Below are 26,732 nucleotides of genomic sequence, written 5' to 3'. Positions count from 1 at the left end.
CCGGTCCCGACCCACGGCCCCCGGCCCCGGTCCCGACCCACGGCCCCCGGCCCCGGTCCCGACCCACGGCCCCCGGCCCCGGTCCCGACCCACGGCCCCCGGCCCCGGTCCCGACCCACGGCGCGCGGCCCGGCGCCGCCCGCCCGGGCCGCAGGCCCCTGTCGTCGTACCCCCGCCCGCCGCGCCGGGCGCGAACGCGGGCGTTCGACGACAGAGCTCCGGCCGGACCTAGCCGGGCATCTCCGTGCGCTCCCACCACTCGTACACGGGCAGCCTGCCCTCCGGTGTGTCGGCGTGGCGCGAGGTGGGTCTGAAGTGCTCGTAGCCGTTCCGGAGCTCGATCTTCACATCGTCTCCGGGCGTGGTGATCGGGACGATCCGCCGGGGCAGGTCCTGCGGGCCGCCCTCGAGAAGTGCCTTGGCCGTGTCGTTCATGACCTCACCGTTCCCTGTGCGCGAAGGCGGGGGCGCCTGCCGCGCGGAGGATCAGCCGTGTGGGCGACGCGGCGTCCCGGTGGGGCTCCCGTCCCGGGCCCGCCGCGGAAAGGGCCGAGGGGACGCGCCCGGATACTGTCCGGATGACCGTCGAGATCCGCACCGTCCACACCGCCCTGCTCGCCCCCGCCGAACTCCGTGCCGTCCGCGCGCTGCTGGACGACGCCTTCGACGGCGACTTCTCCGACGACGACTGGGACCACACCCTCGGCGGCCTGCACGTGCTCGCCCACGACGGGCGCGGGCTCGCCGGACACGGTGCCGTGGTCATGCGGCGCGCCCGGCACCGGGGGCGGTGGGTGCGGGTCGGCTACGTCGAGGGTGTCGCGGTCCGGCGCGACGTACGGCGGGCCGGTCTCGGCGGGCGGATCATGGACGTGGTCGAGGAGGTCGTCGCCGGCGCCTACGCGTTCGGCGCCCTGTCCGCGAGCGAGGACGGCGCCCGGCTCTACGAGGGCCGGGGCTGGCGGGCGTGGGGCGGGCGCCTGCGGGCGCTCGGCCCGGACGGCGCGGTGCGGCTGAGCGAGGAGGAGGGCTCCACCTACCTGTGGCCCGCGCCCGCCGACGCGGCCGACCCCGGCGCCGAACTGCTCTTCGACTGGCGCGACGGCGACGTCCTCTGAGTAGGACCGGTGAACGCGCTGGTCAGGCGCGTGCGAGGGGCCCGCCGTCTCAGATAGTAGGAAGTCCGAGTAATTGTGCAGACAGCCGCGCGGTCCTCGCTTAGTTTTGTAGGAGCCGAACGTCTCGCCAGATCCGGCGAATGGCGGTCGTGAGCCGCGCCCCGTGCAGGTCACCCCTGCGGCGCCGCTCCCCGCCCACTCCGGCGTCTCGAAACCCCTCGCTTCCGCACTTCCGTGTGCTCCTCGAAGGAGTCGATCCCCCATGGCCGAGACGACCGTCCGCCGCCGAGTCCGCCACGTCACCCGCACGAGCGAGTCCGACCGCAAGAACGCCGCCGCAGCCCTCCAGCGCGCCCTCGACCGCCGCGACAACGGCGGCGAGACGGGGCACTGACCCCCGACGCCCGGAGCCCCTCGTTCGGATCACGCCGGGCCCCGACCGGCCCGGTCCGAACCGAAGTCCCGCGACGCCGGGCGCCGGGCGGGACGCCCTGCCGTGAGCGGTGCGGCGAGCCCGCGCCCGGTACCCGAGTGTCCACATGACGGACGTTCCATGTCATCTCATGGGACGAGGAGTAGGGTGCCGACATGTCTCGCAGCATCGATCTCGCAGTGATCCCCGGTGACGGCATCGGCCAGGAAGTCGTGGCAGAGGGCCTGAAGGTCCTGTCCGCCGTCCTCCCGCAGGATGTGAAGCTGGAGACCAAGGAGTACGACTTCGGCGCCCGGCGCTACCACGCCACCGGCGAGACCCTCACCGACGCCGACCTCGACGCCCTCAAGGCGCACGACGCCATCCTGCTCGGCGCGATCGGCGACCCGTCGGTGCCCTCCGGCGTCCTGGAGCGCGGCTTCCTGCTCAAGCTCCGCTTCGCCTTCGACCACCACGTCAACCTGCGCCCGAGCAAACTGCTGCCCGGCGTGGCCACCCCGCTCGCGGGTGACCCGCAGATCGACTTCGTCGTCGTCCGCGAGGGCACCGAGGGCCCGTACACCGGCAACGGCGGCACCATCCGCAAGGGCACCGAGCACGAGGTCGCCACCGAGGTCTCCGTCAACACGGCCTTCGGTGTCGAGCGCGTGGTCCGCGACGCCTTCGCCCGCGCCCAGGCCCGTCCGCGCAAGAAGCTCACGCTGGTCCACAAGAACAACGTGCTGACCTTCGCCGGTCACCTGTGGACGAACATCTTCACCAAGGTGGCCGCGGAGTACCCCGAGGTCACCACCGAGTACATCCACGTCGACGCGGCCACCATCTACCTGGTCACCCAGCCCGAGCGGTTCGACGTCATCGTCACCGACAACCTCTTCGGCGACATCATCACCGACCTTGCCGCGGCCGTCTCCGGCGGCATCGGCGTCGCGGCCTCCGGGAACATCAACCCGAGCCGCGAGTTCCCGTCCATGTTCGAGCCCGTCCACGGCTCGGCCCCGGACATCGCCGGCCAGGGCAAGGCCGACCCCAGCGCCACGGTGCTCTCCGTCGCCCTGCTGCTGCGCCACCTCGGCTACGAGGACGAGGCGACCCGGATCGAGGACGCCGTCTCCGCCGACCTGGCGGAACGCGGTGAGCTGCCCGCGCGCAGCACCTCCGAGATCGGCGACGCGCTCCGCGTACGAGTAGCCGGCTGACCCGCCGCGCCGCTCCAAGGAAGCCGTCGGGTCGCACACGCGCCCGGCGGCCTTCCTCTGTCTGCCGCCGGGTGCCACCATCAACCCCGGGGCCGCTCCACCCCGATTCCGTCCGCCACGGGCTCCGCGCGATAATCGAACGCGGAGCCGCGGTATGAGGGAATGCTCGGACGTCCGAACACTGGCCGGAAACGGCCGTGCCGGCGTGAATGCGGCCCGTCACGACAACCCGGTGAAGGACACTCACTCATGACGACGCCCACGATCGAGCTCAAGCCCTCCGCCAACCCGCTGTCCACCGCCGAGCGCGAGGCGATCCTGGCCAGTCCCGGGTTCGGCCGCCACTTCACCGACAACATGGTGACGATCAGGTGGACCGAGGGGCGCGGCTGGCACGACGCGCAGCTCGTCCCGTACGGCCCGATCTCCATCGACCCCTCCTGCCACGTGCTGCACTACGGTCAGGAGATCTTCGAGGGGCTCAAGGCGTACCGCCAGCCCGACGGCTCGGTCGCGGTCTTCCGCCCGGAGGCGAACGCCCGCCGCTTCCGCAACTCCGCCCGCCGCATGGCCATGGCCGAGCTCCCGGAGGAGCTGTTCATCGCGGCCCTGGACGCGCTGCTCGCGCAGGACGCCGACTGGGTCCCGCCGCACGGCGGCGAGGAGGCGCTGTACCTGCGTCCGTTCATGTTCGCCTCGGAGACCGGGCTCGGTGTGCACCCGGCCAACGAGTACCTGTTCATGCTGATCGCCTCCCCGTCCGGCGCCTACTTCGCCGGCGGCGTGAAGCCGGTCACCATCTGGGTCGCCGAGGACCACGTCCGCGCGGTGCCCGGCGGCACCGGTGACGCCAAGACCGGCGGCAACTACGCGGCCTCCCTGCTGCCGCAGGCCGAGGCCGCCGCGCACGGCTGCGACCAGGTCGTCTACCTCGACGCGGTGACTCGCACCAAGGTCGAGGAGAGCGGCAGCATGAACGTCGCCTTCGTCTACGGCGACCGGATCGTCACCCCGGAGCTGAGCGGCTCGATCCTGGAGGGCATCACCCGCGACTCCCTGCTCCAGGTCGCCCGCGACCTCGGCCTCACCGCCGAGGAGGGCGTGATCACCCTGGAGCAGTGGCGGGCGGACGCCGCCTCCGGCGCGCTCACCGAGGTCTTCGCCTGCGGCACCGCCGCCGTGGTCACCCCGATCGGTCACGTCAAGACCAAGTCGGACGCCTGGACCCACGGCGACGGGACGCCCGGCGAGGTCACCCTGCGGCTGCGCGAGGCCCTGCTGGGCATCCAGCGCGGTGCCAGGAAGGACGAGCACGGCTGGATGCACAGGATCGGCTAGTGCCTTCCGGCCGGATCGGGCCGGACCGGGGGAGCGGGAGCGCGCACGAGGCGCGGTGCCGTGACCCGCTGGGTCCGGCATGATCCGGGCGACGGACCCGAACCTCCCGCCGAAGCGGTCAGGGCCGCCGCGGACTCCTCGTCCGCGGCGGCCCTGACGCGTTCCCGGCGGCCGGCGGCGGCAGACGCACCGCACCGCCGACCGCACCCGGCCACCACCACCCGAAATTTGAGCAACGTTCGATGTGACCTGCGCCCACCCTGCCTCGTACCTTCCCTTGTCATGGATGTCGGCTTTAGAGTGTCGTTCTAAAGTGAGAAGGCAAGGAGGTGCCGCCGCGTGAGACTGACCCCCACCGAGCGTGACCGGCTGCTGCTCTTCGGGGCCGCCGAGCTGGCCCGCGCCCGCCGCGCCCGCGGCCTCAGGCTCAATGTGCCGGAGGCCACCGCCCTGATCGCCGACACGGTGTGCGAGGCCGCCCGCGACGGCGCCCGGCTCGCCGAGGCGATCGAGCGCGCCCGCGCGGTGCTGGGCCCGGACGACGTCCTGCCGGGCGTCGCGGACGTGGTCACCGAGGTCCATGTGGAGGCCGTCTTCGACGACGGCTCCCGGCTCGCGATCGTCTCCGACCCGATCGCGGGCGGCCGGCTGGGCGACCGGGCGCCGGGCGCGTTGCTGCCCGGACCGGAGCACACCGAGCCGGCGCCCGTCGTCCGGGTCACGGTCACCAACACCGCCACCGTCCCCGTCTCCGTCACCTCCCACTTCCACTTCTTCGAGGCCAACCCGCGCCTGGACTTCCCGCGCGAGCGGGCCTACGGGATGCGGCTCGCCGTGCCCGCCGGGTCGTCGGTCCGGTTCGGGCCGGGCGAGAGCGCCGAGGTCGGCCTGGTGCCGATCGGCGGCGAGCGGGTCGCGATCGGCTTCGCCGGCCTCGTCGACGGGCCGCTGGACGCGCCGGGCGCGAAGGACGAGGCGCTGCGCCGGGCAGCGGCCTGCGGATACCTCGGAACCACCGCCGTACGGACCGGAGCGACGGCACAACCGGAAGGAGGCGACCGATGAGCCGCTCGAAGGGACGGGAGGTGAGCCGGTCGATCCACGTCGACCCCCACGCCTACGCGGCCACCCACGGCCCCCGCGCCGGCGACCGGATACGTCTCGGCGACTCCGGGCTGGTCGTACGGGTGGAGGCCGACGCCCAGAAGTACGGGGACGAGTTCCTCGCCGGCTTCGGCAAGACCGCCCGCGACGGGCTGCACCTCAAGGCCGCGGCCGTCCGCGAGACCTGTGACGTCGTCATCAGCAACGTCGTCGTGATCGACGCGGCGCAGGGCGTCCGCAAGGTGTCCATCGGGATCCGGGAGGGCCGGATCTGCTCGATCGGCCGGGCCGGCAACCCCGACACCCTCGACGGAGTGGACGTCGTCGTCGGCACCGGTACGTCCATAGTGTCCGGCGAGGGCCTGATCGCCACCGCCGGCGCCGTCGACACCCACGTCCACCTGCTGTCGCCGCGCATCATGGAGGCCTCCCTCGCCTCCGGAGTGACCACGATCATCGGCCAGGAGTTCGGGCCGGTCTGGGGCGTCGGCGTCAACTCGCCGTGGGCGCTCAAGCACGCCTTCAACGCCTTCGACGCCTGGCCGGTCAACATCGGCTTCCTCGGCCGGGGCTCGTCCTCCTGCGAGGCCCCGCTGATCGAGGCGCTGGCCGAGGGCGGCGCGTCCGGCTTCAAGGTGCACGAGGACATGGGCGCCCACACCCGCGCCCTGGACACCGCCCTCCGGGTCGCCGAGGAGCACGACGTCCAGGTGGCCCTGCACAGCGACGGGCTGAACGAGTGCCTGTCGGTCGAGGACACCCTGCGCGTCCTGGAGGGCCGCACCATCCACGCCTTCCACATCGAGGGCTGCGGCGGCGGACACGTCCCCAACGTGCTGAAGATGGCCGGCGTCCCGAACGTCATCGGCTCCTCCACCAACCCCACCCTGCCCTTCGGCCGGGACGCGGTCGCCGAGCACTACGGCATGATCGTCTCCGTCCACGACCTCAAGACCGACCTGCCCGGCGACGCCGCCATGGCGCGCGACCGCATCCGCGCCGGCACCATGGGCGCCGAGGACGTACTGCACGACCTGGGCGCGATCGGCATCACCTCCTCCGACGCGCAGGGCATGGGCCGGGCCGGCGAGACCGTGCGCCGCACCTTCGCCATGGCCGGCAAGATGAAGGCCGAGCTGGGACCCGTGGACGGGGACGGACCGGACGACGACAACGCCCGCGTGCTGCGCTACATCGCCAAGCTGACCATCAACCCGGCCATCGCGCACGGCCTCAGCCACGAGGTCGGCTCCATCGAGACCGGCAAGCTGGCCGACATCGTGCTGTGGCGCCCGGAGTACTTCGGCGCCAAGCCGCAGCTCGTCCTCAAGGCGGGCTTCCCCGCCTACGGCGTGGTCGGCGACCCCAACGCCGCCACCGACACCTGCGAACCCCTCGTCCTCGGGCCGCAGTTCGGTGCGCACGGGGCCACCCCCGCCGACATCTCGGTCGCCTTCGTCGCCCGGGCCGCCCTGGAACAGGGCAACGACACGATGCCCACCCGCAGGAGGCGGGTCGCCGTGCGCGGCACCCGCGGCATCGGCCCCGCCGACCTGCGCCTCAACTCCCGCACCGGAGCGGTCGACGTCGACCAGCGCACCGGCCTGGTCACCCTCGACGGCGACCCGCTGCGTTCCGAGCCCGCCGACTCCGTCTCCCTCAACCGCCTGTACTTCCTGTGACCGTGAGCCCCGTGAGGACCCCCGACATGAGCACCCCCGCCGCCGACGGCTTCCGCATGCCCGCCGAGTGGACGCCGCACGAGCGCACCTGGATGGCGTGGCCGGGCGCCAACCCGACCTTCGACACCCCCGACGACCTGGCCGCGTCCCGCGCCGCCTGGGCGTCGGTGGCCCGCGCCGTCCGCCGCTTCGAACCGGTGACGGTGGTGTGCGGCCCCGGCCAGTCGGCCGAGGCCCGCGCCCTGCTCGGCGACGGCGTCGACACCGTCGAACGCGAGCTCGACGACGCCTGGATGCGGGACATCGGCCCCACCTTCCTGACCGACGGCAAGGGCCGACTGGCCGCCGTGGACTGGACCTTCAACGGCTGGGGCGCCCAGGACTGGGCCCGCTGGGAGCACGACTCCAAGATCGCCGCGCAGGTCGCCGACCTCGCGGGCGCGAAGACGTACGCCTCGAAGCTGGTCAACGAGGGCGGCGCGATCCACGTCGACGGCGAGGGCACGGTCCTGCTCACCGAGACCGTCCAGCTCGGCCCGGAACGCAACCCGCACTGGTCCCGGGCCGAGGTCGAGGCGGAGATCCACGCCCACCTCGGCACCAGCAAGGCGATCTGGCTCCCGCGCGGCCTGACCGGCGACTACCCGCCCTACGGCTACGGCACCCTCGGCCACGTCGACATCGTCGCCGCCTTCGCCCGCCCCGGCGTGGTCGTCGCCCACCACCAGCCGGACCCGGCCCACCCCGACCACGAGGTCACCAAGGAGGTCATCGGCATCCTGAGGTCGGCCACCGACGCACGGGGCCGGCGCCTGGAGGTCGTCGAGGTCGCCGCGCCGACCGCCCTGGAGGCCGACGGGCACTGGGCCGACTACTCGTACATCAACCACTACCTGTGCAACGGCGGCGTCGTCCTGTGCGGCTTCGACGACCCGCGTGACGAACTCGCCGCCGGGATCTTCCGCCGCCTCTTCCCCGAACGGACGGTGACCCTCGTGGACGCCCGTACGATCTTCTCCGGTGGCGGTGGCATCCACTGCATCACCCAGCAGCAGCCGAAGGCCTGAAACCGCGGGAGAGTCACAGATGGCCGATGCGGCACGGACGCGCAGGAACGCGCCGCCGCGCGAGGAGGTCCTCGCCGCCGCCATGGAGATGATCGCCGAGCGCGGTCTGGAGAAGCTCACCATGGCGGCGCTCGGCCGCGAGGTCGGGATGAGCAGCGGCCATCTGCTGTACTACTTCGGCTCCAAGGACGAACTGCTGCTGCGCACCCTGGAGTGGAGCGAGAGCCGGCTCGGCGCCGAACGCGGCCGGCTGCTCACCCGCACCGCCCCGGCCCGCGAACGCCTCGACGCCTATGTCGCCCTGTACGTCCCCGACGGCCACCGCGACCCGCACTGGACGCTGTGGCTGGAGGTCTGGAACCGCTCGCTGAACGCCGGCGAGGACGCCCGCGACCGGCAGGCCGCCATCGAGGGCGCCTGGCACCGCGACCTCGCCGCGCTGGTCGCCGAGGGCGTCTCGCGCGGGGAGTTCCGGCCGGTCGACGCCGACCGGTTCGCCGCCCGGCTGCGCGCCCTCCTGGACGGCTTCTCCATCCACGTCGCCACCGGCCTGCGCGGCACGGACCGCGAGCAGGTGCTCGCCCACGTCGGGGAGTTCATCTCCGACGCACTGCTCACGGACGCCTGACCAGCCGCCCGGCGGCCCGTGCGGGGGCGCGTCGAACGACGGCGGCCGGGGCGCTCGCATCACGGGAACCTCCCCGGCGCGGGGCCGGGGGCGGTGAAGCGACCGCGCGGACCGTCCCGGACGGACCAGTCCGCGCGTCCCGGCCGCTTTGACGGGGCAGTTACGGCTCATGGGACGAGAGCACTGGAAGAAGATCTGGATCGGTTCGGCCGGCAACATGGTGGAGTGGTACGACTGGTTCGTCTACGCCAGCTTCGCCACCTACTTCGCCGGGGCGTTCTTCCCGCACGGCAACCCCACGGCGCAGATGATGAACACCGCGGGCATCTTCGCCGTCGGCTTCTTCATGCGGCCGGTGGGCGGCTGGCTGCTCGGCCGGGTCGGCGACCGCAAGGGCCGCAAGGCGGCGCTCACCCTGACCGTCACCCTGATGTCCGCCTCCGCCGTCCTCATCGCCGTCGCCCCCACGTACTCGGTCGCCGGCTACGGCGGCGCACTGGTCCTGCTCCTGGCCCGGCTGCTGCAGGGGCTGTCGGTGGGCGGCGAGTACGCGGCCAGCGCCACCTACCTCACCGAGGCCTGTGACCCGCGCCGGCGCGGCTTCGCCTCCAGCTTCCAGTACGTGTCCATGACCGCCGGACAGATCGTCGGCCTCGGCCTGCAGATCCTGCTCCAGCGCACCATGTCCGACGACGCCCTGCATGGTTACGGCTGGCGCATCCCGTTCGTCGTCGGCGCTCGGCGCCGCCGTCGTCTTCTACCTGCGGCGCAGCATGCTGGAGACCGATGTGTACGAGGCCGACCGGACCGGCGGCGAGGAGCGCGGCACGCTGCGCGCGCTGTGGCGGCACAAGCGGGAGGCGCTGCTGGTCATGGCGCTGACCATGGGCGGCACGGTGGCGTACTACACGTACACCACCTATCTGACGAAGTACCTGTCCAACTCCGCGGGCCTGCCCAAGCGCACCGCCACGCTCGTCTCCTTCACCGCGCTGATCGTCTTCGCCTGCCTCCAGCCGCTCGCCGGAAGCCTCTCCGACCGGATCGGCCGCCGACCGCTGCTGATCACCTTCGCGGTCGGGTGCACCTTCCTGACCGTGCCGATCATGACCCTGCTGAAACACGCCGGCAGCTTCTGGCCGGCGCTCGGGCTGTCCCTGCTGGCCCTGGTCGTCGTCACCGGCTACACCTCGATCAACGCCTGTGTGAAGGCCGAACTGTTCCCCACCGGCGTGCGCGCGCTCGGCGTGGCCCTGCCCTACGCCCTCGCCAACGCCCTCTTCGGCGGCACGGCGGAGTACGTCGCCCTCTGGTTCAAGAACGCCGGCGCCGAGTCCGGATTCTTCTGGTACGTGGCGGCCTGCGCGGCCGTCTCCCTCGTGGTGTACGTCACCATGCGGGAGACGCGCGACGCGGACCTCACCCGGATGGAGCCTGCGGAGGGGGCCAAACTGACGCCCGCATCCTGAGACGGCGGTGGGTGCGGGGGCGGGACTGTGCCAAACTGCCCCCGTGCTCTCGTTCGCCATGATTATTGGCAGCAGGCGCGCCGGTCCGCAGTGACCGTCACGTACGACCAGGTACGGGCGGCCACCGTCGTCCTCGACCCGCGCGCAGACCTCTCGCACCCGCGAGGGGTTTTTCGTTTTCCTGGCCCACCTGAAGCCGGGAACGAGGCGCGCGGGAGGATGGGGGCGGTGGAACCGGTTATTCCGGTACGACCGAGATCCCACATCAGGAGCCTTGAGACATGTCCGAAACCAGCCGGCTGGACGATTCGTTCCACGTCTTCGACACCACCCTGCGCGACGGCGCCCAGCGTGAGGGCATCAACCTCACCGTCGCCGACAAGCTGGCCATCGCCCGGCACCTGGACGACTTCGGCGTGGGCTTCATCGAGGGCGGCTGGCCCGGCGCGAACCCCAGGGACACCGAGTTCTTCGCCCGCGCCCGGCAGGAGATCGACTTCAGGCACGCCCAGCTCGTCGCCTTCGGCTCCACCCGGCGGGCCGGCGCCAAGGCGGCGGACGACCCCCAGGTCAATGCCCTGCTGGACTCCGGCGCCCAGGTGATCACCCTGGTGGCGAAGTCCCACGACCGGCACGTGGAGCTGGCGCTGCGCACCACCCTGGAGGAGAACCTGGAGATGGTCCGCGACACCGTCTCCCACCTTCGCGCCCAGGGCCGCCGCGTCTTCGTCGACTGCGAGCACTTCTTCGACGGCTACCGCGCCAACCCCGAGTACGCCAAGTCGGTCGTGCGCACCGCCGCCGAGGCCGGCGCCGACGTGGTGATCCTCTGCGACACCAACGGCGGCATGCTGCCCGCCCAGATCCAGGCGGTCGTCGCCACGGTCCTCGCCGACACCGGCGCCCGCCTCGGCATCCACGCCCAGGACGACACCGGCTGCGCGGTCGCCAACACCCTCGCCGCCGTCGACGCCGGCGCCACCCACGTGCAGTGCACCGCCAACGGCTACGGCGAACGCGTCGGCAACGCCAACCTCTTCCCGGTCGTCGCCGCCCTGGAACTGAAGTACGGCAAGCAGGTCCTGCCGGAGGGCCGGCTGCGCGAGATGACCCGGATCTCCCACGCGATCGCCGAGGTCGTCAACCTCACGCCCTCCACGCACCAGCCCTACGTCGGCGTCTCCGCCTTCGCCCACAAGGCCGGCCTGCACGCCTCCGCGATCAAGGTCGACCCCGACCTGTACCAGCACATCGACCCCGAGCAGGTCGGCAACACCATGCGCATGCTGGTCTCCGACATGGCCGGCCGCGCCTCGATCGAGCTCAAGGGCAAGGAACTCGGCATCGACCTCGGCGGCGACCGGGAGCTGGTCGGCCGGGTCGTCGAGCGGGTGAAGGAGCGTGAGCTCAAGGGCTACACCTACGAGGCGGCCGACGCCTCCTTCGAGTTGCTGCTGCGCGCCGAGGCCGAGGGCAGGCCGTTGAAGTACTTCGACGTGGAGTCCTGGCGGGCCATCGTCGAGGACCGGCCCGACGGCACCCACGCCAACGAGGCCACGGTCAAGCTGTGGGCCAAGAGTGAGCGCATCGTCGCCACCGCCGAGGGCAACGGCCCGGTCAACGCCCTCGACCGCGCCCTGCGCGTGGCCCTGGAGAAGATCTACCCCCAGCTGGCCGCCATCGAGCTGGTCGACTACAAGGTCCGCATCCTGGAGGGCAAGCACGGCACCTCCTCGATCACCCGCGTCCTGATCTCCACCTCCGACGGCAGCGGCGAGTGGGCCACGCTCGGCGTCGCCGAGAACGTGATCGCGGCCTCCTGGCAGGCTCTGGAGGACGCGTACACCTACGGCCTGATGCGCGCGGGGGTCGAACCGGCGGCGTGATCAGGACGGGCGGGCGGGCCCACCGCCCGTCCGTACGCGGCGCGGCGCAGCGGGGGCGTGGACCCCGGTCACCGGACCCGAGGGCGACGTGCCGGGCCGGCCCGGCAGCCGCCCGGCCGGCCCCGGCCCGGTGACCGGCCTACCCGGCGACCGGGCGGGGGAACCCGCTCAGGGCGCCCGCCAGACGTTGTCGAAGGCCGCGTCCTCGATACGCCGCCGCTGCCGTACCGCCTCCAGCTCCGTCACCGCGTCGTTGACGGCGGCGAGCACGGTCACCACGGCCTCGTCGTCGGGGACGGCGACCTCCCCGGCGTGCCCGGGCTCGATGCCCACGGCGGCGGCCAGGGCCACCAGGACCGGCTCGTGGAACGCCCAGCGGTCGGCCGCCGCGCGCCGCGCCGAGGAGTCGACCGGAACCGGCCGGCCGGCTCCCAGGGACAGCAGGCGGTGGCGCCGCCCGGTCAACTGCCCCTCCTCCCGGAGCACCACGACATACGCCGCGGCGAGGCCGCGTCCGCGGCGCCAGAGCCAGTCCTCGACCTTCTCGTACGGCCTCTCGCGGACCAGTGCCGCCGCCGCCTCGTCCAGCAGCCGGTCGCCCGTGGCCGGCCGCGGACCCGGCACGACGCGGTCGTCGTCCAGGGCGGCGTGCTCGGCGGCGAGCAGGTCGACCAGTTCGGCCCCCGCGAGGGCCAGCGACAGGTCTCCCTGCTCGACGGGACGGGTGCCAGGGACGTCCAGGCTGACGATCAACAGGTCCCGCGGTGTGGTCATGCCGGACTCCAGGTCGGGACGGACACGTCGACCTCCCGCTCAGGAGGACTCCGCCTGACGATACGTCACCTCAGCTGCCACTTCTGGTTCGCCGCCCCCGTGCACGACCAGATCTGCGCCCGGGCGCCGTCGGCCGGGGAGTTGTCGGTCACGTCCAGGCACTTGCCCGCGGCGAGATCGACCACGTCACCGGTGGCGGCGTCGTACGACCACTGCTGGGCGCCGGTGCCGTTGCAGTCGTACAACTGCACCTTCGCCCCGTCGGCCGTCGAGCCCGACGTCACGTCCAGGCACTTGCCGAGGGCCGTGACGGAGCCGTCCGCCCGCACGGTCCACTGCTGGGCCGCGGTCCCGTTGCAGCCGTACAGCTGCACCGCGGTCCCGTTCGCCGTCGAACCCCCGGCCACGTCGAGGCACTTGCCCGCGAGCCCGGTGAACGCCCCCGTCCGGCTCCCACCGCCGGACTGGGTGCCGGCCCAGGTGAAGGTGGCCGACGTCCTGCCCGGCAGCGAGTAGGTGGCGTGCTCGGAACCCCAGCCGATGGTCACCGTCCTGGCGTCGGCCGAGTCGTTGTAGGCGATCAGCGCCTTGCCGCCGTCGGGGTTGCGCCACGCCACGTTCGGCACGGACGTGGAGGCGGTCGAGGCGATGCGCTGCGCGCCCGGCCGGACGAACTTCGTCAGGTGCCCCATGTCGTAGTACTCGACGGTGTAGTCCACCTGCCCGGACCGCGCGTCCCCGGAGTGCACGGTGATCAGTCCGGTGCAGGTCCCGCAGCCGCCGTTGTGGGGTCCTCCGTTCTGGTTCACCGCCAGCGACCACTTGGTCACCGACTTGGCCCAGTCGCGCGTGTAGTCGACGATGTTGTTCATGTCCTCGCGCTGCTGGTTCGCGATCCACGTGCCGCCGGAGTGCTCGGTGCCGAAGGCGTCCAGCTGCGGATAGCGGTTGTGCAGGGTGCTCTGCTCGCCCACGTCGCCGCCGTAGCCGTGCCAGGCGATCCCGCCGAAGTTCGGATGCGAGCGCACCGCCGCGTCGTCGACCGTCTGGGCGGCGTAGGAGTCGTAGGTGTCCCAGTTCCAGTCGTGGGCGAGGACCTTCGTCGTCAGGCCGGCCGCCTGGAGCCTGGGCAGCAGCTCGTTCTTGGTGAAGTAGGCCAGCCCCGAGGCGTTCCAGCTCATCGACGGGTACCCCGAGCAGCAGGTCGGCTCGTTCTGCGCGGTCACGTAGGAGACGTCGACGCCCTGGTCCTTGTACGCCTGGAGGTACTTCACGAAGTAGGAGGCGTAGGCCCCGTAGTCCTCCGCCTTCAGCCAGCCCCCGTTGAGCTGCCCGCTGTCCTTCATCCAGGCGGGCGCGGTCCACGGCGAGGCCATCACGGTCAGCGACGGGTTCAGCCGGAGCGCCTGCCGGGTCAGCGGCACCACGTCCGCCAGGTCGTGCGCGATGGAGAACCTCGCCAGCGAGGGATCGCTCTGCCCGGCCGGCACGTCGTCGTAGGTGTACCCGAAGCGTGCCAGGTCCGAGGCGCCCATCGGGTTGCGCAGGAACGACAGGCCGATGCCGTCCGTCGGCGAGAACAGCCTCCGCATCGTGGCGTCCCGGGTCGTCGCGGACAGCGCGCCGCCGCTGTTCATCAGCCAGGCCGCGGTGTCGGTGAACGACGCGCCGCCGCCGGTGAAGGTCTGGTAGCGGGTGTTCTCGTCGACGGTGATGTTCTCGCCGGCGCCACCGGAGCCGGACTGGAAGGCGAACGGGGTCTGCGGCTCCAGGCCGCGCACCACATGCCGTCCGCCGCTGTCGTCGGTCGTGGTCAGCCAGGCCGTGACCGGCTCGCCGGCCGCGTGCGCGGAGGGTGCGGCCAGGGCCGTCAGCCCGGCGGTGGCGAGCAGTCCGGCGAGCAGCAGCCGGACCGGGCGCAGGGGTCTTCTCATCGTGCGCCGCCCTTTCGGGAGTGGGGGAGGGGGCGTGCGAGCCGTGAGTAAATGACGGCTCCGACGCCCCGTCAAGAGGTCGCGCGTTCACAAGCCGAAGCGACGACGCCTCGGAACGGGCCAGGCGTCGAGCGCGTACCAGTCCTGACGTGAAGTCTTGACGGAACGGCTGGGCGGGCAGTTAACTCACGGCCTGATCTAAGCCATGAGTGAATCTCGAGCCCCGGGAAGTCCCAGAGTCGAGGGAAGGTCCGTGCATGCGAAGAACCGCCCTGCTCGCCTCCGCCGCCCTGCTCACCGCGCTGATCCCGCTCGCCTCGGCACAGGCGGCCCAGAACGGCGCGGCTGACCCCGCCCCCGTACCCGTCGACCGCTTCGAGGGCGAGGTGCCCTTCGCGAGCCAGCCGGCCGAGGGCATCTTCACCTGGGGCGGCGACAGCGACGACCCGCCCGCCCTCCGGCTCGCCGCCCGCTCCGACGCCCCCGAGGGCGCAAAGGTGCTGTCCGGCACCTACGACATCAGCGGCTACGGCGGCTTCACCCACGACTTCGCCGCCGACCGGCCCGCCCACGACTGGTCCGCCCACAAGGGCATCCGCTTCTGGTGGGACGGCCAGGACGACGGCAGGAAGATCCCCTTCGAGATCAAGGACGGCGGCGCGAACGGCGAGGCGTCCGAACTGTGGACGACCTCCTTCACCGACGACTTCACCGGCTGGAAACAGATCGAGCTCCCCTTCGCCGACTTCACCTATCGCACGGACTACCAGCCCGTCGGCGGCATCGACCACGTCCTCGGCCTCACCGGCATGTGGGGGTACGCCCTCACCCTCCCCACCGGCGTCAAGGGCCGGTTCGCCATGGACGGCGTGGAACTGTACGGCAGGGCCGACCAGTCACTGCGCGCCTCCGTCACCACGGACGCGGCCGTGTACCCGGTGAAGGAGGGCGGCACGGCCACCGTGCACGTCACCGTCGCCACCACCGGCTCCGCCCCGATCGACGAACCGGTCACCGTCGCCTACGCGACCGCCGGCGGCACCGCCGACCCGGGCCGGGACTACACCCCCGTCTCCGGCACCCTCACCTTCCCGGCCGGCACCGCCTCCGGGACCTCGCGCACGATCGAGGTCCCGACCACCGGGGACAGGTCGGCCGAACCCGCCGAGACGATCCCGCTCCGGCTCACCGTCACCGGCGCCAAGGCCCCGGCCGAGACCCCGCAGGTCGTCGTCGACGCCCACGGACTGCCGTACCTGGACCCGAAGCTGCCGGTGAGGAAGCGGGTCGCCGACCTCGTCTCGCGGATGTCCCTGGCGGAGAAGGCCGGCCAGATGACCCAGGCCGAGCGCGGCGCGATGAGCGCCCCGGGCGACATCGCCGACTACGCCCTCGGCTCGCTGCTGTCCGGCGGCGGCTCGACGCCCACCCCCAACACCCCCGAGGCCTGGGCGCGGATGATCGACGCCTTCCAGCTCCGCTCCCGGGCGACCCGCTTCCAGATCCCGCTGGTCTACGGCGTCGACGCGGTGCACGGCCACAACAACCTGGCCGGCGCCACGATCGTGCCGCACAACATCGGCATCGGAGCCACCCGTGACCCCGCGCTGGCCGAGGAGACCGGCGCGGTGACCGCGAGCGAGGTGCGCGCCACCGGAGTCCAGTGGGACTTCGCGCCCTGCCTGTGCGTCTCGCGCGACGAACGCTGGGGCCGCTCCTACGAGTCCTTCGGCGAGGACCCGGCGCTCGTGGAGTCCATGGAGACCGTCGTCCAGGGCCTCCAGGGCCGCCCGGACGGACGCGACCTGAGCCGCGGCGACAAGGTGCTGGCCACCGCCAAGCACTTCGTCGGCGACGGCGGCACCGGGTACGGCTCCTCGACCACCGGCACGTACACCGTCGACCAGGGCGTCACCAAGGTCACCCGGCAGCAGCTCGAGGCGGTCCACCTGGCGCCGTTCCGCACGGCCGTGGACCGGGGCATCGGCTCGGTCATGCCGTCGTACTCCTCCCTCGACGTCCTCGGCGACGGCCAGGGCCCGGTGAAGATGCACGCCCGCGCCGACATGATCAACGGGGTGCTCAAGGGCCGGATGGGCTTCGACGGCTTCGTCATCAGCGACTGGAACGCCATCGACCAGCTCCCCGGCGACTACGCCTCCCACGTCCGCGCCTCGGTGAACGCGGGCCTCGACATGATGATGGTGCCGTACACCTACAAGGAGTTCAGCACCACGCTGGCCGAGGAGGTGAAGGCCGGCCGGATCGGCGAGCGGCGGATCGACGACGCGGTCTCGCGCATCCTGACCCAGAAGTTCCGGCTGGGCCTCTTCGAGCATCCCTACACCGACACCGCCGGCGCCTCCAGGATCGGCTCCGCCGCGCACCGGGACGTCGCCCGCCGGGCCGCCGCCGAGTCCCAGGTGCTGCTGAAGAACGCCGGCGGCGTGCTCCCGCTCCGCAAGGACCAGAAGGTCTACGTCGCCGGATCCAACGCCGACGACCTCGGCAACCAGACCGGCGGCTGGACCATCACCTGGCAGGGCGCCTCCGGCACCCACACCCAGGGCACGACCATCCTCCAGGGCATGCGGAACGCCGGCGCGGACCTCACCTACTCGAAGGACGCCTCGGCGCCGCTGACCGGCTACGACGTCGGCGTGGTCGTCGTCGGCGAGACCCCGTACGCCGAGGGCGTCGGCGACGTGGGCAACGGCCACGACCTCCAGCTCTCGGCCGCCGACCGGGCCGCCGTGGACAAGGTGTGCGCGGCGATGAGGTGCGCGGTGCTGGTCGTCTCCGGACGCCCGCAGCTGATCGGCGACCGGCTGGGGGACATCGACGCCCTGGTCGCCTCCTGGCTGCCGGGCACCGAGGGCGACGGCGTCGCCGACGTGCTCTACGGCAAGCGCCCCTTCACCGGACAGCTCCCCGTGACCTGGCCCAGGTCCGAGGCGCAGCTGCCGGTCAACGTGGGTGACGCGTCGTACGACCCGCAGTTCCCGTACGGCTGGGGCCTGACCACGCTGACGAAGGTGCCGGCGGGCGGCGCGGCCACCCTGAAGGCCCTGGGCGCGGCGGCCACCGTCGCCGAGCGGGCGCACGCCCAGGGAGCGGGCCGCTCCCTGGTCACCAGGGCCCGCCTGATCGTCCAGGAGAAGGCGGCGGCGAGCGGCATGAGCGCGGCGGTGGCCAAGCCCTTCGCCGACGCCGACCACCTGCTGCTGACCGGCCGGTACGGCGCGGCGGTGGAACGGCTGACGGCGGCGTACCGGGCGGCCTGACCGGGTGACCGGAGCGGACGGCCTCTGAGCCGGTGGTCCGAACCGGCGACCCGGGGCCGGGGGAGGGGACCCGCGGGACAACCCGCGGGTCCCCTCCCGTCGACATGAATGACCGATTCACACCCTTTCGGGTAATTTCGATATATGAAGGCCGTCGTCCCGCCCCGAGCCCGAACCCCCGTCCAACTGCTGGTCGCGCTCGCGGTGGCCGTCATGGCCGTCCTGACCACCGGCGCCCCGCCGGCCACCGCGGACACCAGCGTCTCGGCGGTCGCCCAGGCGCTGCGCAGGAACCCCGTCTACGTCGACCCGGCCGCCTCCGCCCAGCTGTCCTCCGCCGACGCGGACGCGCTGGCCCGCAAGATCAAGGACGCGGACAAACCCCTCTTCGTGGCCGTGCTGCCGGCCGGCTACCCGACCCGGAACCTCTTCACCGACCTGCGCACCGCGACCGGCATCACCGGTGCCTACGCCGTCCGCCTGGGCGGCCGCTTCGACGCCCGCGCCGACTCCGCGGTACTGCCGCGCACCGCCGTGCGGAACCTCGTCACCAGCGTCCAGGGCGAGGACACCAGGGCCCAGCTCACGGACTTCACCGACCGGGCCCTCGCCAACATGGGCGGCTCGGCCCCCGCCACCTGGGGCGCCTCCGGCCACCGCGGCGGGGTCTCGAGCACCGCGCTGATCACCGCGGGCGCCGTCCTGGTGGTGGGCGGCGTGGCCGCCTACGCCCTGGTCCGGCGCAACCACGGCCGCAAGGCGGCGGAGCAGCGCGCCGCGCTGGAGAAGCTGCGGGTCGTCGTCGACGAGGACATCACCGCCTTCGGCGAGGAACTGGACCGCCTCGACTTCCACCCGGCGGAGGCCGGCGCCGACGACGCCGCACGCGCGGACTACGAACGCGCGCTGGACGCCTACGACCAGGCGAAACAGTCCATGGCGGAGGCCCGCCGGCCCGAGGACGTCCGGGCCGTCACCGAGGCCCTTCAGGACGGCCGCTTCTCCCTCGCCCAGCTCGCCGCGCGCCGCGAGGGCCGCCCCCTGCCCGAACGCCGGCCACCCTGCTTCTTCGACCCGCGCCACGGCCCCTCGGTCGCCGACGCCACCTGGACGCCCGTGGGCGGTGCGCCGCGCCAGGTCCCGGTCTGCGCCGCCGACCGGGTCCGGCTGGCCGACGGCCGCGACCCGCACGTCCGCGAGGTCGACACCGACTGGGGCCGCCGCCCCTACTGGGACGCGGGCCCCGCCTACGGCCCCTGGGCAGGCGGTTACTTCGGCGGCGGCATCCTCCCCGGCCTCCTGGTCGGCACCCTCCTCGGCAGCATGATGGCCACCCCGGCCTACGGCGCCTACTACGGCACGGGCTACGGCGACTTCGGCGGGTACGACGGCTACGGCGACCAAGGAGGCTACGACGGCGGCGACGTGTCGGGCGCCGACTTCGACCCGGGAGACTTCGGCGGCGGCTTCGGAGGCGGCGGGGACTTCGACGGCGGCGGCGGAGGCGGGGACTTCGGGGGCGGATTCTGAGCGCCCGGCCCCGGCCCCCTCCGACGCCCGCCGTCAGCCCTCCTCCGTGCGCCGGCACCCCTACCCGCGGCGCGCACCGGGGCCGGGCCGCCGCGGCGGAGCGGCTACGGCCGGACGCCGGGGCCGCTCCCGGGCCGCCTTCCGCGCGACCGGTCACATCCTGGCGCCGAAGTCCTGCGTCCACCACGGCCCGCCCGAGCCCTTGTGGACCCCCACGCCGATGTTCTTGAAGGAGCAGTTGAGGATGTTGGCACGGTGGCCGGGGCTGTTCATCCAGGAGTTCATCACCGATTCCGGGGTCTGCTGGCCCCTGGCTATGTTCTCGCCGTACGTCGACCAGCGGTAGCCCGCGGCGGTGATGCGCGCCCCGGGGTCCACGCCGTCCGGACTGGTGTGCTCGAAGAAGCCGCGGGCGGCCATGTCGTCGGAGTGGCCCTGCGCCGCGGCGTCCAGCTTCCGGTCCTCGGTGAGCGGGCCACAACCCGCCTTCGCCCGCTCCGAGTTGACCAGCGCGACGACCTGCGCCACGGCGCCCGCCGGAGCGGGCGGCGCCACGGGTGCGCTGGAGGTGGACCGCGTCGGCCGGGGCTGCTCCTTCTTCACGGGCGCGGGCGTACTCCTGGCCGGGCCGGGGCTCTGGGAAGCGCTCGGGCTCTTCGACGGGGAGGCGGAGGGAGAGGGGGACGCCGAGCGGGAGGCGGACGCCGACTGGGACGCCGACGGAGAGCCGCTGGGACGGGTGGCGGGCGCGGCGAGGTCCGTGACCGGAGCGGCGGAGGCCTGGGCCGCGGCGCCGCCGTCGTCCGGCCCGGCCCCCGGACCGCCGCCGAAGTACCAGACGCCCGTGCCGGCCACGCAGCCGGCCACGACCGCGGCGGCGGCCACCCGCCGCCGGACGCGCCGACGCCGCCGGGCGGCTGCCCGCCCACCCGCCCGGTCACCGGTGCCGCCGTCGGCGGAGCGGTGCCGCGCCGCCGAGCCGGACCCGTCGGCCGAGCCGGACCCGCCGGCCGAGCCGTACGCGGAGGAGGATCCGGCCGACGCGCCGTCGAAGCCGGGACGGATGCGCGGCAGCAGCCCGACCGGCACCGGGACCAGCGCGAGACCGGCCAGCAAGCCCTCGGCCGGCATCAGCCCGCTCCACAGCCCCGCGCAGCGCACGCACTCACGGGCATGCCGGGCTATTCGTTTGCGCCACAGCGCGGAGGGCCGGCCGTCCCACCCCGCCAGCGCGTCCTCCAGCTCCGCGCAACCCGGCCGCGCGTCGAGCGCCCGGACGACCACGCGGGCCGCCTCCAACTGCGCCTTCATCCGCTGCACCCGTACCGCGGTGTGCTGCGGTGGCAGCTTCAGCGCCTGGGCGACCTCCGACCGGGTCAGCTCGCCGGTGCACTCGAGCCACCACAGCGACAGCAGAGCCCGGTCGTCCTCCTCCAGCCAGCGCGTCGCACGCGCCGTCTCCTGGCGCTGCCCGGACAGCTGCAACCGCAGCATGGTCAGATCCACGAAGTCCGCCCCCGGGTCCGCGACCTCGGCGGCCTCCTCCACGCCACCCGGAGCGGGTCGACGGTCCCGCCAGTGCGCCCGGACCCGGTTCATCGCGATCGCCACCAGCCAGGAGCGGAAGCTCTCCGGAGCGCGCAGACCGGCCAGCCCGTCCAGGGCCCGCAGCATGGTGTCCTGCACCACGTCGTCGACGTCCACCGAGCCGTTCAGCGCCCGGCCCACGATGTTGTAGACCAGCGGGAGGTGCGCGCCGACCAAGGCATCCTGAGCCGCCGGATCGCCCTCGCGGGCAGCGGTCACCAGTGCCACCAGGTCCACCGTGTGCTGTGCGCTCATACGAGAACTTCCCTGTCCCTCGACGTCGGTCGATGATGTCCGATGCCTGGGAGACCGCCGAAGGCGTACCGAATAACAGTTCCCGGACTCGTTGTTCGGAGACAGGTGTGGGGCGGGCTCGGATGGGTGTTCTGTCCGGGGATCTGGTGAGGTGCGGGTGTATGCGGGTGCGGTGTGCTTGGGGGCTTGCGGCCGGCCGGCGGGGTGGGGTGGACGCGGTCGCGGTTGTGGCCTCCTTCGCTGTGGGGGGGGGGCGGGGGCGGCGTGCCCCAATCCCTGACCGCGCGCACTCCCCCTGAGCCTGCACCGACCTGTCCGAAGGCCCGGCCCATCGATCCCCTTCTCCGGATGCGGTTGCGGATGCAGCCGGCCCAAAGGCCCGACCCACCCAGCCACCCCTCCTCCGGATGCGCACGTACCCCACCGAGGGGCACCCCCAGCCCCTCCCTCCGGATGCGGACGCAACTCACCCGGAGGTGAACCCACCTGGGTCCCCCGTTCCCCTCCGGCCGCCACCAGCCCACGTGCGCGTTACCCCGCCTCCGAGCCCCATCTCTCAGCCCCGCCCTCAGAGCCCTCGGCCCCGCCTCCCAGCAACCACCCCACCCCCACCCCGCCCCAGCAAAGCGCCCGCCCTCCCGGTGCGGGGGAGTGGAGGGCGGGCGCGTTCGAGGGCGGGCAGGGCGGTGGGGCCGTGTCGCCGGTGGGTCAGGCGTTCTTGATCGCCGAGATGTCGAAGTTCAGCTTGATCTTGTCGGAGACCAGGACACCGCCCGTCTCCAGCGCCGCGTTCCAGGTCAGGCCCCACTCGGAGCGCAGGATCTCGGCCTTGCCCTCGAAGCCGACGCGCTCGTTGCCGAAGGGGTCCTTGGCGGCGCCGTTGAACTCGAGATCGATGGTGAGCGGCTTGGTGACGCCGAGGATGGTCAGGTCACCGGTGATGCGGTAGTCGTCCCCGCCCAGCGCCTCCGCCTCGGTGGAGCGGAAGGTCATCGTCGGGAACTGCTCGGTCCTGAAGAAGTCGGAGCTCTTCAGGTGCCCGTCGCGGTCCGCCGAGCCCGTGTCGATGCTCTCCATCGTGATGTCGAGGGAGGCCGTCGAGGCTGCCGGGTCGGAGCCGTCCAGGTGCAGCGAGCCGGTGAACTCGTTGAACTTGCCCTTGACGTTCGTGACCATGGCGTGCCGCGCCACGAAGCCGAGCGTGGAGTGGGACGGGTCGATGGTGTAGTCGCCGGTCAGCGCGGCGAGCTCCGGGTTCACGGCGGCGACGGTGGCGGTGGCGGCGGTCTCGGTGGTGTTCTTGCGGCCGAAGATGCCCATGACGTGCTCCTTGGGGACGATGGTCGCCCGGCGCGGAGGGAGGCGCCGGGAAGTTGAACGTTCAATCACTCCAACGAGGACGACCGTAGACCTATTCCGTTCAAGTTTCAACATCTGTCGTCGGTGTGGTCCGGGATACTGTGTTGCGGGTCCGCTGTCCGGGTCTGTGTGTCACCCGGGGGATGGCATGCGCGGTACCCGAATTCGAGGGTCTCTCCCGCTCCGGCTTTGTGTGACCTCCACAACGTCGATCGCCTCTGAGCAGTCGGAAAGGCTGCATGGCACCGTGGTTCTGTTCAGTGGCACCAGGAAAACGGGCCGGAGACTGTACGGAGTCGACGGCTCGCTTTCCTTGGTGTCCTTCGTATGGTCACTACATGACCGTTTTGGAAGAGACGACGGGTGAGCCGACGGGCGGGCCGGCCGGGGAGCCGGCCGACGCGCGCGGGCGGGTGGCCGAGCTGCACGTGATCCGCGCGCAGGCGGTGGCCGGCCCCGGCGAGAAGGCGACCGCGGCCCAGCACGCCAAGGGCAAGCTGACCGCGCGGGAGCGGATCGAACTGCTCCTGGACCCGGGCTCCTTCCAGGAGGTCGAGCAGCTGCGTCGGCACCGGGCGACCGGATTCGGCCTGGAGGCGAAGAAGCCGTACACGGACGGTGTGATCACCGGCTGGGGCACGGTGGAGGGCCGTACCGTCTTCGTGTACGCCCACGACTTCCGCATCTTCGGCGGCGCCCTCGGTGAGGCGCACGCCACGAAGATCCACAAGATCATGGACATGGCCATCGCGGCCGGGGCTCCGCTGGTCTCCCTCAACGACGGCGCCGGCGCCCGCATCCAGGAGGGGGTCAGCGCCCTCGCCGGATACGGCGGCATCTTCCAGCGCAACACCAAGGCCTCCGGCGTCATCCCGCAGATCAGCGTGATGCTCGGCCCCTGCGCGGGCGGCGCGGCGTACAGCCCGGCGCTCACGGACTTCGTGTTCATGGTCCGCGAGACCTCGCAGATGTTCATCACCGGCCCTGACGTGGTCAAGGCGGTCACCGGCGAGGAGATCACGCAGAACGGCCTCGGCGGCGCCGACGTGCACGCCGAGACCAGCGGTGTGTGCCACTTCGCCTACGACGACGAGGAGACCTGCATCGCCGAGGTGCGGTACCTCCTGTCGCTGCTGCCGCAGAACAACCGCGAGAACCCGCCCCGGGTGGAGAGCGCCGACCCCGTCGACCGCCGCTCGGACGTGCTGCTGGACCTGGTCCCGGCCGACGGCAACCGGCCGTACGACATGGCCAAGGTGATCGAGGAGATCGTCGACGACGGCGAGTACCTGGAGGTCCACGAGCGCTGGGCGCGGAACATCATCTGCGCGCTGGGTCGCCTGGACGGCCAGGTCGTCGGCATCATCGCCAACCAGCCGCAGGTGCTGGCGGGCGTCCTGGACATCGAGGCCAGCGAAAAAGCTGCGCGTTTCGTGCAGATGTGTGACGCTTTCAATATCCCGATCGTCACCTTCCTGGACGTCCCCGGGTTCCTCCCCGGTGTCGACCAGGAGCACGGCGGGATCATCCGGCACGGCGCCAAGCTGCTCTACGCCTACTGCAACGCCACCGTGCCGCGGATCTCACTGATCCTGCGCAAGGCGTACGGAGGTGCCTACATCGTCATGGACTCCCAGTCGATCGGGGCCGACCTCACCTACGCCTGGCCGACCAACGAGATCGCCGTGATGGGCGCCGAGGGCGCGGCCAACGTCATCTTCCGCCGTCAGATCGCCGACGCCGCCGACCCCGAGGCCACCCGGGCCCGCATGGTCAAGGAGTACAAGGCCGAGCTGATGCACCCCTACTACGCCGCCGAGCGCGGCCTGGTGGACGACGTCATCGACCCGGCCGACACCCGCGAGGTGCTCATCAAGTCCCTGGCGATGCTGCACACCAAGCACGCCGACCTGCCGTCGCGCAAGCACGGCAACCCCCCGCAGTAACGAAGCGGACGCTCCGCGGCGATCCCGCGGGCCCCTCAGCCACGGAGACTGAAACCCATGGACATGCCTGACATCCGCGTCGAGAAGGGTTACGCCGAGCCCGAGGAGGTGGCCGCGATCACGGCCCTCCTGCTGGCCCGTGCCGCGGCCCGCCCCGCCCACACGGCCCCGGCCCACCGCGGGCGTGCGAGGGCCGGCTGGCGCCGCCTGGAGCGCGAGAACGGCTTCCGCGCGCCGCACAGCTGGCACGGCTGAGCCACGCGCACACAGGGCCGGAACCCCGCAGGGGGTTCCGGCCCTGTGGCCGTTTCCGGGGCGAGGCCCCGCCGCTCCCGCGTCCCGCAAGCCTCGCCGCTCGGGTATCCCTCGGGGCAGGAAGAGCCGCCTCCGTCCCTGATTGCGTCAGCAGGGGTGGAGGCGGCTCTTCGGAAGGTCACGGGCGCGGATCTCGGCGGGTGCGCGCCGGACCGCGGTTCACCGGTCTACCGCAGACGGGCCATCAGCGCGTGCTCGACCAGTGTGATCAGCGCCGACTTGGCGTCCGCGCGGTGCCGGGCGTCGGTGGTGATGATCGGGGTGTCGGGCCCGATCTGAAGCGCCTCGCGGACCTCGTCCGGGTTGTAGGGCTGCTGGCCGTCGAAGCCGTTGAGGGCGATGACGAACGGCAGTCCGCTGTTCTCGAAGTAGTCGACGGCCGGGAAGCAGTCGGCCAGGCGCCGGGTGTCGACCAGCACGATCGCGCCGATGGCGCCGCGGACCAGGTCGTCCCACATGAACCAGAAGCGGTCCTGTCCGGGGGTGCCGAACAGGTAGAGGATCAGGTCCTGGTCGAGGGTGATGCGGCCGAAGTCCATGGCCACCGTGGTGGTGGTCTTGTCGCCGGTGTGGGTGAGGTCGTCGATGCCCGCCGAAGCAGACGTCATGACGGCCTCCGTGCGCAGCGGGTTGATCTCCGAGACGGCGCCGACGAACGTGGTCTTGCCCACGCCGAAGCCGCCCGCCACCACGATCTTCGCGGAGGTGGTGGAGCGACTCTGAGAAACCGGCCCTCCGCTAGAGCTTGCGAAGTCCACTGAGCACCCTTTCGAGCAGTGTCACGTCTGGCTGGCCGCCGGCGTTCTCGTCGCCGCCGGGCTGATGGATGGCGACCAGGCCCGCCTCCGCCAAGTCGGCGACGAGGATCCTGGCCACGCCGAGAGGAATCGTCAGCAGGGCCGAGATCTCGGCCACCGACTTGATCTCGCGGCACAGATGGCAGATCCGCTGATGTTCGGGCAACTGGCCCTGCATCTGGTGCGGTTGCGCGGTGGTGTGCACCAAGGCCTCGATGGCGAGCTGGTACCGCGGCCTGGTGCGGCCGCCCGTCATGGCGTACGGGCGGACCAAGGGGTTGTTCGACGCCCCTGCGGGCGCCGGCTCAGGAGCACGTCGCTGCGGCTGCACCGGCTGGATGCGCGGTGCCGGTGGCTGGTCGTACGGCGAAGGGCCGGGGCCCTGTGGCGCGTACGGCTGGCGGTGGCGCGGGGTGGAGGGGTATCCGTACGGGTTCGCCGAGCCGTCGCCGTGGCCCTGGGCAGGGTCGTACGACCAGTTGCCCGAGGACGAACCGCCTGGGGGTGTTGCCACTATCTCTCCTCCTCCGACTGCGCCGGGCGCCCCACCGTGTGGAAGCCGCGTCCCGAAACCTTACGGCCCCGGGACAGCTGAACGCACCGTCTGACTTTCAGTTGAGAAGGCTTCCCTGGAGTTCCGCACGGAGATCCGGGGTGAGGACCGTGCCCGCGCGGTCCACCAGAAGGGCCATCTCGTACCCAATGAGACCGATGTCCGCCTCCGGATGGGCGAGAACCGCGAGTGACGAACCGTCGGAGATGGACATGATGAACAGGAATCCCCGCTCCATCTCCACAACCGTCTGGTTCACGCTGCCGCCCTCGAAGATGCGCGAGGCGCCGGCGGTCAGCGACGTCAGACCGGAGGCGACGGCCGCGAGCTGGTCGGCGCGGTCACGGGGGAAGCCTTCGGACATCGCCAGAAGGAGTCCGTCGGCGGAGACCACCACGGTGTGGGACACCCCGGGGGTGTTGTCCACGAAGTTGGTGATCAACCAGTTCAGGTTCTGTGCCGCCTGGCTCATCG

The 26,732-nt window shown here is 72.2% G+C and carries 21 protein-coding genes and 1 pseudogene; 14 read left to right on the top strand and 8 right to left on the bottom strand.

Annotated features, from left to right (window positions below; all coding sequences use genetic code 11):
* Positions 1–228: 228 nt before the first annotated feature.
* Positions 229–435, bottom strand: coding sequence for a DUF5988 family protein (locus tag ACF061_RS17695; RefSeq protein WP_392267778.1), 207 nt, complete (start codon positions 433–435; stop codon positions 229–231).
* A gap of 143 nt (positions 436–578) precedes the next feature.
* Between ACF061_RS17695 and ACF061_RS17690 the strand changes: the two genes are divergently transcribed.
* From ACF061_RS17690 to cimA, 10 genes and pseudogenes are all read left to right on the top strand, one after another.
* Complete coding sequence (locus ACF061_RS17690; RefSeq protein ID WP_392267777.1) at positions 579–1,118, top strand: GNAT family N-acetyltransferase; 540 nt, start codon at positions 579–581, stop codon at positions 1,116–1,118.
* 262 nt (positions 1,119–1,380) lie between these two features.
* Positions 1,381–1,512 (top strand): hypothetical protein, encoded by a 132-nt coding sequence (locus tag ACF061_RS17685; RefSeq protein ID WP_153545374.1) that lies wholly within the window; start codon positions 1,381–1,383, stop codon positions 1,510–1,512.
* Between the two features lie 194 nt (positions 1,513–1,706).
* On the top strand, positions 1,707–2,750 hold the full coding sequence (locus ACF061_RS17680; protein ID WP_392267776.1) for a 3-isopropylmalate dehydrogenase: 1,044 nt from the start codon (positions 1,707–1,709) through the stop codon (positions 2,748–2,750).
* A 249-nt stretch (positions 2,751–2,999) separates the two neighbouring features.
* Positions 3,000–4,088, top strand: coding sequence for a branched-chain amino acid aminotransferase (locus tag ACF061_RS17675; protein WP_392267775.1), 1,089 nt, complete (start codon positions 3,000–3,002; stop codon positions 4,086–4,088).
* A 339-nt stretch (positions 4,089–4,427) separates the two neighbouring features.
* A complete protein-coding gene (gene ureA / locus ACF061_RS17670; protein WP_392267774.1) occupies positions 4,428–5,153 on the top strand; it encodes an urease subunit gamma in 726 nt (241 codons plus the stop codon).
* Positions 5,150–6,874 carry an urease subunit alpha gene (locus ACF061_RS17665; protein ID WP_392267773.1) on the top strand — a complete coding sequence of 575 codons (1,725 nt, stop codon included), beginning with the start codon at positions 5,150–5,152 and terminating at the stop codon, positions 6,872–6,874. The genes ureA and ACF061_RS17665 overlap by 4 nt, the downstream gene beginning before the upstream one ends.
* A gap of 26 nt (positions 6,875–6,900) precedes the next feature.
* On the top strand, positions 6,901–7,941 hold the full coding sequence (locus ACF061_RS17660; protein ID WP_392267772.1) for an agmatine/peptidylarginine deiminase: 1,041 nt from the start codon (positions 6,901–6,903) through the stop codon (positions 7,939–7,941).
* Between the two features lie 19 nt (positions 7,942–7,960).
* Entirely contained in the window at positions 7,961–8,569 is a 609-nt protein-coding gene (locus ACF061_RS17655; protein ID WP_392267771.1) for a TetR/AcrR family transcriptional regulator, read from the top strand.
* Positions 8,570–8,738: 169 nt separating this feature from the next.
* A pseudogene (locus ACF061_RS17650) lies at positions 8,739–10,038 on the top strand (MFS transporter).
* A gap of 281 nt (positions 10,039–10,319) precedes the next feature.
* On the top strand, positions 10,320–11,924 hold the full coding sequence (gene cimA / locus ACF061_RS17645) for a citramalate synthase (RefSeq protein WP_392267770.1): 1,605 nt from the start codon (positions 10,320–10,322) through the stop codon (positions 11,922–11,924).
* A gap of 168 nt (positions 11,925–12,092) precedes the next feature.
* Here cimA and ACF061_RS17640 read toward each other — a convergent pair whose 3' ends face one another.
* Together ACF061_RS17640 and ACF061_RS17635 are read right to left on the bottom strand one after the other, a co-directional pair.
* Positions 12,093–12,698, bottom strand: coding sequence for a GPP34 family phosphoprotein (locus ACF061_RS17640; protein ID WP_392267769.1), 606 nt, complete (start codon positions 12,696–12,698; stop codon positions 12,093–12,095).
* A 65-nt stretch (positions 12,699–12,763) separates the two neighbouring features.
* The gene (locus ACF061_RS17635; protein WP_392267768.1) at positions 12,764–14,632 is read right to left on the bottom strand and encodes a ricin-type beta-trefoil lectin domain protein; all 1,869 of its coding nucleotides are present in this window, start codon (positions 14,630–14,632) and stop codon (positions 12,764–12,766) included.
* A gap of 257 nt (positions 14,633–14,889) precedes the next feature.
* Here ACF061_RS17635 and ACF061_RS17630 point away from each other — a divergent pair, with 257 nt between their 5' ends.
* On the top strand, positions 14,890–17,916 hold the full coding sequence (locus tag ACF061_RS17630; RefSeq protein ID WP_392267767.1) for a glycoside hydrolase family 3 N-terminal domain-containing protein: 3,027 nt from the start codon (positions 14,890–14,892) through the stop codon (positions 17,914–17,916).
* A 144-nt stretch (positions 17,917–18,060) separates the two neighbouring features.
* Complete coding sequence (locus ACF061_RS17625; protein WP_392267766.1) at positions 18,061–19,446, top strand: hypothetical protein; 1,386 nt, start codon at positions 18,061–18,063, stop codon at positions 19,444–19,446.
* Positions 19,447–19,599: 153 nt separating this feature from the next.
* On the opposite strand, the gene ACF061_RS17620 is transcribed toward ACF061_RS17625, so the two are convergent.
* On the bottom strand, positions 19,600–21,288 hold the full coding sequence (locus ACF061_RS17620; RefSeq protein ID WP_392267765.1) for a sigma-70 family RNA polymerase sigma factor: 1,689 nt from the start codon (positions 21,286–21,288) through the stop codon (positions 19,600–19,602).
* A 708-nt stretch (positions 21,289–21,996) separates the two neighbouring features.
* Entirely contained in the window at positions 21,997–22,608 is a 612-nt protein-coding gene (locus ACF061_RS17615) for a YceI family protein (RefSeq protein WP_392267764.1), read from the bottom strand.
* Between the two features lie 377 nt (positions 22,609–22,985).
* On the opposite strand from ACF061_RS17615, the gene ACF061_RS17610 reads away from it, so the two are divergent.
* On the top strand, positions 22,986–24,593 hold the full coding sequence (locus tag ACF061_RS17610; RefSeq protein ID WP_392267763.1) for an acyl-CoA carboxylase subunit beta: 1,608 nt from the start codon (positions 22,986–22,988) through the stop codon (positions 24,591–24,593).
* 57 nt (positions 24,594–24,650) lie between these two features.
* The gene (locus ACF061_RS17605; RefSeq protein ID WP_392267762.1) at positions 24,651–24,848 is read left to right on the top strand and encodes an acyl-CoA carboxylase epsilon subunit; all 198 of its coding nucleotides are present in this window, start codon (positions 24,651–24,653) and stop codon (positions 24,846–24,848) included.
* Positions 24,849–25,075: 227 nt separating this feature from the next.
* Here the strand turns inward: ACF061_RS17605 and ACF061_RS17600 are convergent, their stop codons facing one another.
* The 3 genes from ACF061_RS17600 to ACF061_RS17590 form a co-directional block, all read right to left on the bottom strand.
* Positions 25,076–25,666, bottom strand: a complete 591-nt coding sequence (locus ACF061_RS17600; RefSeq protein WP_392267761.1) for an ATP/GTP-binding protein — start codon at positions 25,664–25,666, stop codon at positions 25,076–25,078.
* A complete protein-coding gene (locus ACF061_RS17595) occupies positions 25,647–26,219 on the bottom strand; it encodes a DUF742 domain-containing protein (protein WP_392267760.1) in 573 nt (190 codons plus the stop codon). The genes ACF061_RS17600 and ACF061_RS17595 overlap by 20 nt, the downstream gene beginning before the upstream one ends.
* Positions 26,220–26,316: 97 nt before the next feature.
* Positions 26,317–26,730, bottom strand: a complete 414-nt coding sequence (locus tag ACF061_RS17590) for a roadblock/LC7 domain-containing protein (RefSeq protein WP_004983065.1) — start codon at positions 26,728–26,730, stop codon at positions 26,317–26,319.
* Positions 26,731–26,732 lie beyond the last annotated feature (2 nt).

This window comes from Streptomyces sp. NPDC015220, from assembly GCF_043079345.1.
Lineage (GTDB): Bacteria > Actinomycetota > Actinomycetes > Streptomycetales > Streptomycetaceae > Streptomyces.
The sequence above is the reverse complement of the archived record's forward strand: the minus strand, read 5'-3'. Positions and strand labels throughout refer to the sequence as shown.